Genomic DNA, 13,882 nt, shown 5'->3' with positions numbered 1-13,882 from the left:
GGCCGCGCCGATCATCACCTGCGGGTTGGAGGTGTTGGTGCAGGAGGTGATGGCCGCGATCACGACGTGTCCGTGGTCGACCTCGGTCTCCGTGCCGTCCTCCATGACGACGCGCGTCGGCTTCGAGGGCCGGTCGCCCGTCACCGGGCCGTGGGAGGCGCCGTGCGGCTTGCCCGACTCACCGTTGCCGTGCGCGAAGGGGCTGGCCGGGTCCGAGGCCGGGAAGGTCTCCTCGACCGCCTCGTCGACGGCGGACCCGGCGTCGCGGGGCGCGTCGTCGTCGTCCTTCTGCATCTCGTCGATCGGCGCGTACGTGGGCAGCGCCTCCCGGAACGAGGCCTTGGCGTCGGTGAGCGCGACGCGGTCCTGCGGGCGCTTGGGGCCGGCGATCGACGGGACGACGGTGGCCAGGTCGAGCTCGAGGTACTCGGAGAAGGCCGGCTCGCGGGACGGGTCGTGCCAGAGGCCCTGCTCCTTGGCGTAGGCCTCCACCAGGGCGACCTGCTCCTTCGAGCGGCCGGTCAGCTCCAGGTAGGTGACCGTCTCCTCGTCGATCGGGAACATCGCCGCCGTGGAGCCGAACTCCGGGCTCATGTTGCCGATCGTGGCGCGGTTGGCCAGCGGGACGGCGGAGACGCCGGCGCCGTAGAACTCCACGAACTTCCCGACCACGCCGTGCTGGCGCAGCATCTCGGTGATCGTGAGGACCAGGTCGGTCGCGGTGGCCCCGTCCGGCAGCTCGCCGGTGAGCTTGAAGCCGACCACGCGCGGGATGAGCATCGACACGGGCTGGCCGAGCATGGCCGCCTCGGCCTCGATGCCGCCGACGCCCCATCCCAGGACGCCGATGCCGTTGACCATCGTGGTGTGGGAGTCGGTCCCGACGCAGGTGTCGGGGTAGGCGATGACCCGGTCCCCCTCCTGCCGCGGGAAGATCACGCGCGCGAGGTGCTCGATGTTGACCTGGTGCACGATCCCGGTGCCCGGGGGGACGACCTTGAAGTCGCTGAACGCGCCCTGACCCCAGCGGAGGAACTGGTAGCGCTCCCCGTTGCGCTGGTACTCCAGGTCGACGTTGCGCTCGAACGAGTCCGGCGTGCCGAAGATGTCGGCGATGACCGAGTGGTCGATGACCATCTCGGCGGGCGCGAGCGGGTTGATCTTCTGGGGGTCGCCGCCGAGCTCGGCCATGGCCTCGCGCATCGTGGCGAGGTCGACGATGCAGGGCACGCCGGTGAAGTCCTGCATGACCACGCGCGCCGGGGTGAACTGGATCTCCTGGTCCGGCTCCGCGTTCGGGTCCCAGTTGGCGATCGCCCGGATGTGGTCGGCGGTGATGTCCTCGCCGTCCTCGGTGCGCAGCATGTTCTCCAGCAGGACCTTGAGGCTGAAGGGCAGCTTCTCGGAGCCCTCCACCGCGTCGAGCCGGAAGATGTCGTAGTCGTTGCCGTCGACGGTGAGCGTCGCCCGGGCTCCGAAGCTGTCCTTGCTGGCTGCCACTCTTCTGCGCCTACCCCTCGGTCGTTCCTCGCGCTCGGTTGTCCACCCGCGATCATCCCAGGTCAGCGCCCGCGGCATCGGGTGAGGCGACCCTTGCTTCACCCGGTGACCTCGATCACCCGTCCGGAAACCTCGGTGCCTACGGTGGAACGGTGACCGGCGCAGTCCCGCACCCGCTCCCCGCGTGGCTGACGAGCGCCCGGCGGATCACCGTGCTGACCGGTGCCGGGATCTCCACGGACAGCGGCATCCCCGACTACCGGGGTCCGAACGGCGTGTGGACCAAAGATCCGGACGCCGAGAAGCTCGTGACCCTGTCGTACTACCTCGCCGACCCCGACATCCGGCGCCGGTCGTGGCTCCTGCGCCAGGCCATGCAGCGCGCCGACCCGCAGCCGAACGCCGGCCACGCGGCCCTCGTGGACCTCGAGCGGCAGGGGCGGCTGCGCGCGCTGGTCACCCAGAACATCGACGGGCTGCACCAGGCGGCCGGGTCGGATCCGGCGCTGGTGCACGAGATCCACGGCACGGTGCACGAGGTCGTGTGCGTCGACTGCGACGACCGGACGACGATGCGGGCGGCGCTGGACCGGGTCGCGGCGGGGGAGCCCGACCCCGTGTGCCTGGTGTGCGGCGGCATCCTGAAGTCGGCCACCGTCTACTTCGGGCAGCTCCTCGACGAGCGGGTGGTGGCGGCGTGCACCGCGGCTGCCGCTGACTGCGACCTGTTCCTCGCGGTCGGCACGTCGCTGCAGGTGTGGCCGGCCGCGGGGCTGTCCGACGTCGCCGTCGGCGCGGGCGCCCGGCTCGTCGTCGTCAACGCGCAGGCGACGCCCTACGACGACGTCGCTGATCTCGTCGTCCGTGAGCCGATCGGCACGGCGTTGCCGGGAGTGGTCGCGCGCGCCTGACCGTGGCGGTTAGCGTGACAGGCATCAGATCCTCCGCACCCCGGGAGCCGGCATGCGCGTGCCCTTGACCACCCGCGACTTCCTCGACCGGGCGGAGCTCGTCTACGGCGACCGCGTCGGGATCGTCGACGAGCCGACGCAGCCCGCGCCGTCCCTGGGGGACGTGAGCTACCGCGAGGTCGCCCGCCGCGGCCGGGCCCTGCAGGCCGGGCTGGACGAGCTGGGCATCGGGGAGGGCGAGCGGGTCGCGATCGTCAGCCACAACTCCGCGCGCCTGCTGGAGCTGCTGCTGTCGGTGCCGTCGTCGGGGCGGGTGGCGGTGCCGATCAACTTCCGACTGTCGCCCGAGGAGGTCAGCTACATCGTCGGCCACTCCGGCGCCCGCGTGCTGCTGGTCGACCCGGAGCTCGAGTCGACGCTGAAGGGCATCGAGGCCGAGCACCGGTTCGGCACGGGCGAGGAGTACGAGCAGCTGCTGCGCTTCGACACCGAGCCGCGCGCGTGGGCCGAACCGGACGAGGAAGCGACCGCGACGATCAACTACACCAGCGGGACGACCGCCCGGCCCAAGGGCGTGCAGATGACCCACCGCAACCTGTGGGTCAACGCGGTCACCTTCGGCATGCACATGCAGGTGAGCGACCGCGACGTCTACATGCACACGCTCCCGATGTTCCACTGCAACGGCTGGGGTCTGCCGTACACCATGGCCGGGCTCGGGGCGCGCCAGGTCGTGATCCGCAAGATCGACGGCGCCGAGATCCTCCGCCGGGTCGACCGGCACGGGGTCACCGTGCTGGCCGGGGCGCCCGCCGTCTGGAACGCCGTCCTCGAGGCCGCCGCCGACTGGGACGGCGAGATCCCCGGCCGGGACAGGGTGCGGATCATCGTGGCCGGCGCCCCGCCGCCGTCGAAGACCATCGCCCGGGTCGAGGCCGAACTGGGCTGGGAGTTCAACCAGATCTACGGACTCACTGAGACCGCGCCGCTGCTGACGATCAACCGCCCGCGCGCCGAGTACGACGAGCTGGACGCCGACGAGCGCGCCAAGCGGCTGTCCCGCGCCGGCGTCCCGGCGCTCGGCACCCGGCTGCAGGTCAGCGAGTCCGGCGAGGTCCTGGCCCGGGGCAACACGGTGCTCGCCGGCTACTGGGAGAACCCGGACGCGTCGGGGGAGGCCCTGGAGGGCGGCTGGTTCCACACCGGTGACGGGGGCACGATCGACGACGGCGGCTACCTGACGATCTCCGACCGCAAGAAGGACGTGATCATCACCGGCGGCGAGAACGTGTCGTCCATCGAGGTGGAGGACGTCGTCTTCAGCCACCCGGCCGTCGCGGAGGTCGCCGTCATCGGCGTCCCCGACGACAAGTGGGGCGAGATGGTGACCGCGATCGTCGTCGTGGGGGAGGGCGAACAGGTCACCGAGGAGGAGATCATCGCCCACTGCCGCGGCAAGATCGCCGGCTACAAGATCCCCAAGCGCATCCATTTCCGCGACGAACTGGCGCGGACGGCGACCGGCAAGATCCAGAAGTTCAAGCTCCGCGAGTCGTTCTGGAAGGACTCCGAGCGCCAGATCAACTGACGGACCCCCTCCTCCCCACCCCTCGGCCTGCTCGGGGCGGTGCCCGGGAGGGCGAGGACGGGGTCCGTCAGCTCCCCCTTCGGGGTGAGACGCGTTCAACGGATCACCCGATCCGGTCGATCTCGAACCCAGCGGTGCCCTCCCGGGTGCCGCTGGGTCGAGTCGGAAGAGGTCGGGCGACGTGGACAGCGGTACGCGGAGCAGTTCTGTGCGGCGCCTGGTCGGCGCCGCCGTCGGAGCCGCGATCCTGATCGGTCTGACCCCCGCGGTGGCCGATGCGGCCCCGCGCCGTCCGAGCGACTCCGAGATCGCGACCGCGGAGGCCAAGGCCCGCGAGGTCGAGGCGCGGATCGGCGAGCTCTCCGGTGCGCTCGAGGCGGCCCAGGACCAGGTGGACGCAGCCCGGTCGCGATCGGTGATCGCACTCGACGAGTACCAGGCGATGCAGGCGGCCTACGAGGTCGCCCAGCAGCAGGCGGACGCCGCGGCCGCCGCCGCCGCCCAGGCCACGGCCGACCTCGGCGTGGCGCGGGCGAACCTCGTCGCGTTCGCGCGCCGCAGCTACATGGACGGCAGCACCTACTCCGGTGCTGCCGCACTGATCACCGCCGGTGACCCCGCTCAGCTCATCGAGCGGGCCGCCCTCCTCGAGGCGGCCGGCAGCCACCGCAGCGACGTCCTGGACGTCGTCACCGTCCTCCAGGAGCAGGCGACCGCGGCCGACACCGTGGCCCGCGAGGCGGTCACGGCGGCTGCCGGACTGCAGAAGCACGCCGAGGAGAAGCTGGTCGAGGCGCAGGCGGCCGAGATCGACGCCCGGGCCCAGGCTGGCGCCCTGGCCTCCCAGCAGGCGCAGCTGACGACCGAGCTCGCCGCCGCCGAGCAGGAGCTCGAGTCGCTCGTCGGCGCACAGGCCGCCGCCGACCGCACCGCGCAGATCAGCCGGCCCGCTCCCGCCCCGCCGCGCGCTCCGGCGCCGCCCTCGGGCAACCAGAACCAGGCCGGCTCCGGCGACGCGTCGGCCGCGTCGACGGCGATCGACGCCGCCATGGGCTACCTCGGCACGCCGTACGCCTGGGGTGGCGGCGGGACCCGCGGACCCGGACCGGGCCTCGACCCGGACGAGGGGGTCGTCGGCTTCGACTGCAGCGGTCTGACCCAGTACGCCTATGCCCAGGCCGGGATCTCGATCCCGCGCAACAGCCGCGCGCAGTACGCGGCGCTGCCCAAGGTGGCCAGCAACGCGCTGCGCGCCGGCGACCTGGTGTTCTGGGCCGACGACCCGTCCGACCCCGACACGATCCGGCACGTGGCGATCTACCTGGGCAACAACAAGGTGGTCCAGGCGCCGCAGAGCGGCGACGTCGTCAAGGTGTCGACGATGTGGTGGGGCGACTACGCCGGCGCGGTGCGGCCCAGCGCCTGAGCCTCTTCGGTACTCGGACCCGGGAGCGGTCACCGGGTCCGGACGTCAAGGCGTCGGGCAGCCACGGGGGGAGCTGCCCGACGCGTTGCCAACGGTAGCAGCCGCTCCGGCTCACGGGCAGGGGTGTGGACGCGCGTCTCCGGCACTTTTCGGATCGACTTCTCGGCACACCGGCGACGCCTCCCCACGGCTCCCCGGCGCCCGGCCACCCGTCCCAGGAACCTGTAGGACACTGGCCCCAGGACGGGACGCACCGTCCCGTCGACGGCTCTCCTACGCCGGGGGGTCAGTGACCGGCACGACCAGGGAGTTCCGTGAGCACCGCTGCCAGCACGCCGATCGAGACGTCTCCCGCGGGTTCGGCCGCACCGGTGCCACCGTCGGTGGACGCCCAGCGGCTGGAACGGGTGCTGTTCGAGATCAAGCGGGTCATCGTCGGCCAGGACCGGCTCGTCGAGCGGATGCTCGTCGCGCTGCTGGCCAAGGGGCACGTGCTGCTCGAGGGCGTGCCCGGCGTCGCGAAGACCCTCGCGGTGGAGACGCTCGCCCGCGCCGTCGGCGGTTCGTTCGCCCGCCTGCAGTTCACCCCTGACCTCGTGCCCGCCGACATCATCGGCACCCGCATCTACAAGGCCGGCCAGGACGCCTTCGACGTCGAGCTGGGCCCGGTCTTCGCCAACTTCGTCCTGACCGACGAGATCAACCGCGCGCCGGCGAAGGTGCAGTCGGCGCTGCTGGAGGTCATGGCCGAGCGGCAGGTCTCCATCGGCGGCGTGACCCACCCGCTGCCGAACCCGTTCCTGGTGCTGGCCACGCAGAACCCGATCGAGTCCGAGGGCGTCTACCCGCTTCCCGAGGCCCAGCGCGACCGCTTCCTCATGAAGGTGCTCGTCGACTACCCGACCCCGGAGGAGGAGCGCGAGATCGTCTACCGCATGGGCTCCGAGCCGCCGGTGGCCGAGACGGTGCTCGGTCCCGACGAGCTCAAGCGCCTCCAGGGGACGGCGTCCCAGGTCTTCGTCCACCACGCGCTCGTCGACTACGTCGTCCGCCTCGTCGTCGCGACCCGGTCCCCGCGGGAGCACGGCATGGAGGACGTCGCCACGTGGGTGTCCTACGGCGCGAGCCCCCGGGCCTCGCTGGGCCTGATCGCCGCGAGCCGCGCGCTGGCGCTGGTCCGCGGGCGCGACTACGTGCTGCCGCAGGACGTCCTCGACGTCACCGCCGACGTGCTGCGGCACCGGCTGGTGCTGTCCTACGACGCGCTGGCCGACGGGGTGCCCGCCGACCACATCGTCAAGCGGATCGTGCAGACCGTTCCGCTGCCGCAGGTGGCGCCCCGGCAGAACGCCGGCGGCTTCGGGCCGAGCGCGCCGGGCGGCCCGCACGTTCCGCAGGTCCCGCAGTTCGGTCCGCCTCAAGGCCTCCAGCCCGGCGGGCCGCAGGACGTCGGGCGGCACGGCGCGCCGGGCTCCAACGGGTTCGCGCAGGGGCCGGCGCAAGGGCCGCACCCGGCGTGATCCTCCGTCGTCGCGGCGCGGCACTGCAGCCGACCGCCGCCGAGCCCGCCCCGGAGCACAAGGGGCTGCTCCTGCACCCGGCGACGCCGGGCTCCGGGATCGAGCCCGGCTCGGGCGACGGTGCTCCGCCGCGCTTCACCGACGGTCCCGCCGACGTGCTGCTGCGCCGGCTCGAGCTCACCGTCCGGCGGCGTCTCGACGGGCTGCTGCAGGGCGACCACCTCGGGCTGGTGCCCGGGTCGGGCTCCGAGGCCGGTGACTCGCGCACCTACCACCCGGGGGACGACGTCCGGCGCATGGACTGGCCGGTGACGGCGCGCACCCAGGTGCCGCACGTCCGAGAAACCATCGCCGACCGCGAGCTCGAGACGTGGGCGGTCGTCGACCTGTCCGCGAGCCTGGACTTCGGCACCGCCAACTGCCAGAAGCGAGACCTCGCGATCGCCGGGCTCGCCGCCGTCGGCCACCTCACCGTGCACGGCGGCAACCGGCTGGGCGCCGTCGTCACGACGGGGGAGCGGGTCGACCGGTTCCCGGCCATGCCGGGCCGGCTGGCCGCCGAGCGGCTGCTGCGCTCGGTCGTCGCCACGCCCCGGGCGGCCGGGGGACGGCGCGGCGACCTGGCCGCCGCCATGGAGACGCTGATGCGGCCGCCGCGCCGGCGCGGGCTGGTCGTGGTCATCTCCGACTTCCTCGGCGACAGCGACTGGGAGCGCCCGCTGCGGCGGTTGTCCGCCCGGCACGAGCTGCTCGCGATCGAGGTGGTCGACCCGCGGGAGCTGGAGCTCCCGGACGTCGGCCTGCTGACCGTCGTCGACCCGGAGAGCGGCCAGTCCCTGGAGGTGCCGACCGGCAACCCGGAGGTCCGCGCCCGGTTCGCCGAGGAGGCGGCCGCCCAGCGCGCGGAGATCGCGACCGCGCTGCGCCGGACGGGTGCAGGGCACCTGCAGCTACGGACCGACCGGGACTGGCTCATGGACGTCGTCAGATTCGTGGCCGATCGACGCCGGGCCGGCAGCGGAGGGGCTTCCCGATGACCTTCCAGTCCCCGCTGTGGCTGCTGGCCCTGCTCGGCGTCGTCGCGCTGGTCGCCTTCTACGTGCTGCTGCAGCTGCGCCGGAAGGCCTACGCCGCCCGCTTCACCAACGTGGCGCTCCTGGGCGCGATCGTCCCCAAGCGACCGGGCTGGCGACGGCACCTCGCCTTCGGCGTCATCGCCCTCGGCCTGGCGACGCTCGTCGTGTCCCTCGCCGTCCCGAGCACCGAGGTGCGGGTGCCGCGCGAGCGGGCGACGGTCGTCATGGCGGTGGACGTGTCGCTGTCCATGCAGGCCACCGACATCGAGCCCGACCGCTTCCGGGCGATGCAGACCGCGGCCAAGGAGTTCGTCGAGGTCCTTCCCGAGAGGATCAACCTCGGCCTGGTGTCCTTCGCCGGCACGGCCACGACGCTCGTGCCGCCCACCACCGACCGGGCGCAGGTCGAGAGCGCGATCGACAACCTCGACCTCGCCGAGTCGACGGCGATCGGCGAGGCGGTGTTCACCTCGCTGACCGCGATCGAGAACTACCAGTCCAGCCTCGAGGCGGACGAGGCCGAGGAGGTGCCGGCGCGGATCGTGCTGCTGTCGGACGGCTACAACACGGTCGGCCGCGAGGACACCCAGGCGATCGACGCGGCGCGCGCCGCCGGTGTCCCGGTCTCGACGATCGCCTTCGGCACCGACTACGGCACCCTCGACCTCGACGGCGAGACGGTGCCGGTGCCGGTCGACCGGCAGACGCTCGAGGAGATCGCCGACCAGACCGGCGGGAGCTACAGCGAGGCCGCCAGCGCTGCCGAGCTCGAGCAGGTCTACGCCGACCTGGGGAGCCAGATCGGGTACACGACCGAGCCGCAGGACATCAGCCCGTGGTTCGTCCGCACCGGCGTCGTCCTCGCGATGCTGGGCGCCGTCCTCAGCCTGCTCTGGACCAACCGCCTGATCTGAGCACGGCGCGGGTCAGGCCGGGCGCTCGCTGCCCGGCAGGACGGGCACCAGCAGGTGGGAGTCGTAGCGGCCGCCGGTGTGCACCCGGTGCGTGCCGCGATTCACCGTGTCCTCGTGGCGTGCGTAGGTGAGGGGCTTCGGGTAGCGCATGACGTCACTGCCCTGGACCACGAGCAGCAGCCGCTCACCCGCCTCGAAGCGGGTTCCCGACGGCAGGACCTCGATGTCGAGACGGACGACCTCGTCGGGCCGGACCGGCAGCTCGCGCTGGTGGGCGAGCACGGGCAGGTACTCGGTGGAGCGCTCCTCGTCCAGTTCCCGGTGCGAGGCGCGCTGCCATCCGACGGCGACCGGGCCGTCCTCGAACTGGGCGTAGTACGGGAACCCGACGGGCCGGCCCTCTGTGTCGAGCTTGAACAGCGCCACGAAGACGTCCATGTCGTCGCCCTCGGAGGCGGACACGTGCAGCGCAGCCGTGATGTGGCCGACCAGCTCCACCGGCTCGGTGAAAGCGATCTCGAAGGTGGCCCGGTGCGGGTTCAGCCCGCTGCCCAGGCCGTCGTAGCCCACGCTCTCCTCGCTCTCGACGGGGGACCAGCCGAGGGAGCCGTCACCCGACCGCAGGTGGAGCTTCCGGTACTGGACCGCCTCCAGCGGCCATTGGGTGGCGGTCCGGTGCTCGCCGTCGTAGTAGGAGTTGCGCACCTCGACGCGCACGCGCGGCCAGTCCTGGATCCCGGTGTCCTTGCCGAGCAGGAAGTGGTCGAAGAACGCCCGCTGCCGCTCGACCTGCTCGGGCTCGTAGTAGTACGCCCACTTCTTGCGCCCGTGGACGTCCAGCCACTTCTGGGAGGAGGACATCCGCCGGAACCCCTCGAGGGTGCCGCGGGTGTGCAGACCCTGGTCGGACCAGCTGGCCACGACGAACGCCGGCACCCGGATCTCCTCCAGCCGGGCGCTCTTCGACTGCCAGAACGCGTCGTAGAACGGATGTGCCGCCGTCTCCGCCTCGAGGTCCTCGATCTCGGTGACGCTGGCGCCCCAGCGCTCCCAGATGTAGGGCCAGAAGGAGGTCTCCGGGACCCCGCCGTGGCGGGCGACCTCCCGGTAGGTGTCGCTCCAGCCCTCCCAGGGGTTGATCGCCGCGAGGTGCGGCGGATCGAGCTCGGCGACCCGCCACTGCGACACCGTCAGGTACGAGACGCCGGACAGTCCCACCTTCCCGGCGCTCCACGGCTGCGTCCCCGCCCACTCGACGAGGTTCGCGAACGCCTGCGCCTCCTGCGGCGAGCAGTAGGTCGCGGGGCCCTCGCAGTACCAGGTGCCCGGGATGTCGGCGATGACGATCGCGTAGCCGTGCGGGACCCAGTACTCCGGGTCGGGGGCCTCGAACGTGGTCAGCTCGCCGGTGTGCTCGGGCAGCACACCGGCGGCCGGGTAGATCACACCGATGGGCGCCGGGTTGTGCTTGCCGTACGGCGACCAGCTGATCAGCGGTGCGGCGGGGACGTCGGTGTCCGGCCGGTAGACGTCGACGTAGATCCGCTCGCCGGAGGGCCCGACCGGAACGGCGACGTCCCGCTCGATCACCATCCCGGGCCGGTGCTCCTGGCGGTACTGCGGCGGGCGGCCTGCCCTCGACTCCGGCGTGCTGCGCGGAGCCCGGAACAGCAGGTCGACGTCGTCGGGCGTCACAGGTCTCCTCGGAAACTACGGGTTCAGCGGGTGGGGTCGAGGACGAGCTTGCCGGTCGAGCGCCGGGAGAGCAGGTCCTCGTGCGCCTGCCGGACGTCCGACAGCGGGTAGCGACCGCCCACGACGGGCGTCAGCAGACCGTCGGCCACCATCGGCAGCAGTTCGTTCATCGCCGCGTCCATCATCTGGGGGCGCGCCATGCAGTGGGCCAGCCAGAAGCCGATGACGGCTCGGCTGGTGCCCATGAGCGAGGGCGCCTGCACCGGCTTCGGCGGCACCCGCCCGGCCATGCCGTACGCCACCAGCCGCCCGAACGGGGCCAGTGCCGACATGGCGCCGTCGAACACGTTGCCGCCGGTCATCTCCAGGACGATGTCCACCTTCTTGCCGCCGTTGGCCTCCCGCAGGGCCCCGGTGAAGTCCTTCGGGTCGTTCTCGGCGAGCGCCGGGTCGACCGTGGCGTGGGCGCCCAGCTCCTCGCACAGCGCTCGCTTCTCCGGGCTCGACGCGGTCGCGATGACCCGGCCGGCACCCCAGTGCCGGGCCAGCTGGACGGCGAGGCTGCCCACGCCACCCGCGCCGGCGATGACGACGACCGACTCGCCCTCGGCCAGGTGCGAGCTCGTGCGGAGCAGGTGCCAGGCGGTCGCCCCCTGGAGGACGACGGCCAGTGCCTGCTCGTCGCTGACGCCGTCCGGCACCGGCCAGGTGAGGACGTCGTGCGCCACCGCCTTCTGGGCGTATCCGCCCCCCTCCAGAAGGCCGACCACGCGCTGGCCGCCACCCACCGGGGTGCCGACGAACTCCGCGCCGGGGATCAGCGGCAGCTGCTGCTGGGCGAGGTAGGAGTTCTCGATCTGGTGGGTGTCGGCAAAGTTGACTCCTGCGGAGCTCACCTCGTAGAGCTGCTGACCAGGCCCTGGAACCGGGTCAGGTAGATCGACCATGTCCATGACTTCGGGGCCGCCGAAGCGGGTGATCTGCACGGCTCGCATCGCCCGAGACTAAGGGGCTCCTCCTCCTCGCCGACGGTGGGCGGGAATGCCCAGGGCGAGGGGAGGGAATCGCGCAGCCACGCACGTCCTCGGGCCGACGCTGAGACGTCGACCGCCGATCTCAACCGCGCACGCGCACCGACGGGCAGATCACGCACTCTGCGAGGACCGACCCTGCCGGTCGGCCGCTAGTCATCCGCATCCGGGGCCGAGCCGTCCGGGCCCCGCCCCGAGGTTCCGGACGAGCGTCCGGGGCCGACGGCCGGAGCCGCCCCGCCGAGTTCCTTGCTCACCGTCGGATCGGCGTCGTCGGGCTGCGGTACCCGTGGGTCGTCCGGAAGTCGGATGTCCACCTCGTCGGCAGGCGCTGCCGCGGGCGCGTCGTCCTGCGGGGGGATGCTTTCGCCGTCCATGCCGTGGAACTACCCCGGGCGTCGTCCGGAACTCAGGCCGCCGTCCAAGATCGGCAGACCTGCCGACGTCCTGGGGGCACCGATCGCATGCACCCCACGCTTCAACGTGTTCACGGCGGGTCCGCCGCAGCGGGTGCGGCCGTCGGAGGCGGCTCGGGAAGCGCGTTCGGGACGACGTCCGGCTCGATGTCGGGCCGCACGGCCGGCACCGCATAGGCCCAGACGAGGTGCCGCACAACCGGGCCCGTGTTCCCGGCGAGGTAGGCCCGGGCCCGTTCCTCCAGGGCGGCGTCGGCGACCGTGCCCCGTTCGACGTGCTGGCGGAGGTGCTCACGCCACGTGCTGACGGTGAACGTCTCCAGGAACAACTCGGGATCCTCGGCGTCCTGGAACACGCCCCACAGGTAGGCGCCGGTGCGGCGCCGGGCACGGGCGAGGTCCCGCATCACGTCGAGGAAGTCGCGGACGTCGGCGTCCCGCACCCGCCACTCCACGGTGACGAGCACCGGCCCGGCGTCCGGGGCCCAGTCCAGGGACGGCGGCCGAGGCCACGGGAGTTCGCTGTGCCGGACGTCGTGGTCGGACTGCAGCGGGACCAGGAGCAGTCCCAGGAGTGCGGCCAGCACCAGTCCCCCCGCCGGCAGGAGGAACGCCGCGGTGAGCCCGAGGGTGTCCGCGACCGCGCCCCACATCACCGCCCCGAGCGCCTGCCCGCCCATGAACACGAGCTGGAAGTAGGCCAGCGCCCGGGCCCGGGCCCAGGTGGGGAGCAGCAGCTGGGCGGTGGCGTTGAGCGTGGACTGGACGGCGATCCAGCTGAGGCCCCCCAGCACCAGGGCGGCCACGACCACCACCGGTGAGGGGTGCACGCCCACCACGGCCACGGCCGCCGCGAAGCCCAGCATCGCGGCGGGCACGACCACGCCCGAGCCGCGCCGGGCGCGGAGCCGCGGCAGCACCGCGGTGCCGAGGACCGCCCCGGCCCCCACCGCGACGAGCAGCCCCCCGTACCCGTTCGGCCCCATCCCCATGGGTCCGCGGGCCACGGCCGGCAGCAGTGCCCAGAGACCGCTGGCGAACACCATGAAGAGGGCCGAGCGGGCGAGCACGCTGGTGAACGCGGGCGCACTGCGGACGTACCGCAGCCCCGCCCGGATGGCCTGGCCGATCGGCTCCGCGCCCAGCAGCCGCCGGGTGGCCGGCCGTGGCCAGCGGTGCAGGACGGCGAGCACGCCCAGGAAGGACGCGGAGTTCAGCGCGAACGCGGCGGCGGGACCGGCCGCGGCCACCAGCAACCCGCCGATCGCCGGCCCGACGGCGCGGGCGACATTGGCGTTGGCGCCGTTGAGCAGCGCCGCGAGCGGGAGCTCCTCCCGGGGCACCAGTTCGGGCTGGACCGCCTGGAAGCACGGCGCGGCGAGCGCCTGCCCCACCGCCAGGACGGCAGTGAGGGCGAGCAGCCGGTTCGGCGTCACCCCACCCGCCGCCGTCAGCACGGCCAGCGCGGCGGAGGCCAGCAGCATCAGCGTCTGGCTGAGCAACAGCACCCGCCGACGGTCGAGGATGTCCCCGAGCGCTCCGGCGGGAACGACGAGGAGGAAGACGGGCAGCGTGGCCGCCGTCTGCACGAGGGCGATCTGCAGGGCGCTGCCGCCGAGGTCCCCCATGAGCCACTGCGCGCCCACCGTCTGGGCCCAGGTGCCGGTGTTGGCGACGAACTGGGCGATCCACAGCGCGCGGAACCAGGTGTGCCGCAGCGGCGCCCAGGCGGACGGCAGCGCCGCCCGGGAGGGGTCGGGGGCAGGGGTGTCCCGGCGGACGTCGACGACGTCGACCATTCCGGG

General features: G+C 72.9%; 10 protein-coding genes. 6 read left to right on the top strand and 4 right to left on the bottom strand.

The window, feature by feature from the left end:
- A partial coding sequence (gene acnA, locus E4P40_RS08720; RefSeq protein ID WP_135158288.1) for an aconitate hydratase AcnA occupies positions 1–1,500 on the bottom strand: 1,500 nt, incomplete at its 3' end.
- Between the two features lie 152 nt (positions 1,501–1,652).
- Between acnA and E4P40_RS08715 the strand changes: the two genes are divergently transcribed.
- From E4P40_RS08715 to E4P40_RS08690, 6 genes are all read left to right on the top strand, one after another.
- On the top strand, positions 1,653–2,411 hold the full coding sequence (locus E4P40_RS08715; RefSeq protein ID WP_135158289.1) for a Sir2 family NAD-dependent protein deacetylase: 759 nt from the start codon (positions 1,653–1,655) through the stop codon (positions 2,409–2,411).
- 52 nt (positions 2,412–2,463) lie between these two features.
- Positions 2,464–3,999 (top strand): long-chain-fatty-acid--CoA ligase, encoded by a 1,536-nt coding sequence (locus E4P40_RS08710; RefSeq protein WP_135158290.1) that lies wholly within the window; start codon positions 2,464–2,466, stop codon positions 3,997–3,999.
- Positions 4,000–4,207: 208 nt separating this feature from the next.
- Positions 4,208–5,425: a C40 family peptidase gene (locus E4P40_RS08705; protein ID WP_245160214.1), complete on the top strand. Its 1,218-nt coding sequence runs from the start codon at positions 4,208–4,210 to the stop codon at positions 5,423–5,425.
- A gap of 383 nt (positions 5,426–5,808) precedes the next feature.
- A complete protein-coding gene (locus E4P40_RS08700) occupies positions 5,809–6,945 on the top strand; it encodes a MoxR family ATPase (protein ID WP_348519639.1) in 1,137 nt (378 codons plus the stop codon).
- Positions 6,942–7,982, top strand: coding sequence for a DUF58 domain-containing protein (locus tag E4P40_RS08695; protein ID WP_135158291.1), 1,041 nt, complete (start codon positions 6,942–6,944; stop codon positions 7,980–7,982). The genes E4P40_RS08700 and E4P40_RS08695 overlap by 4 nt, the downstream gene beginning before the upstream one ends.
- Positions 7,979–8,935: a VWA domain-containing protein gene (locus E4P40_RS08690; protein WP_135158292.1), complete on the top strand. Its 957-nt coding sequence runs from the start codon at positions 7,979–7,981 to the stop codon at positions 8,933–8,935. Before E4P40_RS08695 ends, E4P40_RS08690 begins: the two co-directional genes overlap by 4 nt.
- Before the next feature lie 12 nt (positions 8,936–8,947).
- Here E4P40_RS08690 and E4P40_RS08685 read toward each other — a convergent pair whose 3' ends face one another.
- The 3 genes from E4P40_RS08685 to E4P40_RS08675 form a co-directional block, all read right to left on the bottom strand.
- Entirely contained in the window at positions 8,948–10,630 is a 1,683-nt protein-coding gene (locus E4P40_RS08685) for a CocE/NonD family hydrolase (RefSeq protein WP_135158293.1), read from the bottom strand.
- 23 nt (positions 10,631–10,653) lie between these two features.
- Positions 10,654–11,625: an NADPH:quinone oxidoreductase family protein gene (locus E4P40_RS08680; protein WP_135158294.1), complete on the bottom strand. Its 972-nt coding sequence runs from the start codon at positions 11,623–11,625 to the stop codon at positions 10,654–10,656.
- Positions 11,626–12,148: 523 nt separating this feature from the next.
- Positions 12,149–13,876, bottom strand: coding sequence for an MFS transporter (locus E4P40_RS08675; protein ID WP_135158295.1), 1,728 nt, complete (start codon positions 13,874–13,876; stop codon positions 12,149–12,151).
- Positions 13,877–13,882 lie beyond the last annotated feature (6 nt).

This window comes from Blastococcus sp. CT_GayMR20 (assembly GCF_004570345.1).
This window is presented reverse-complemented; position numbering and strand designations above follow the sequence as displayed.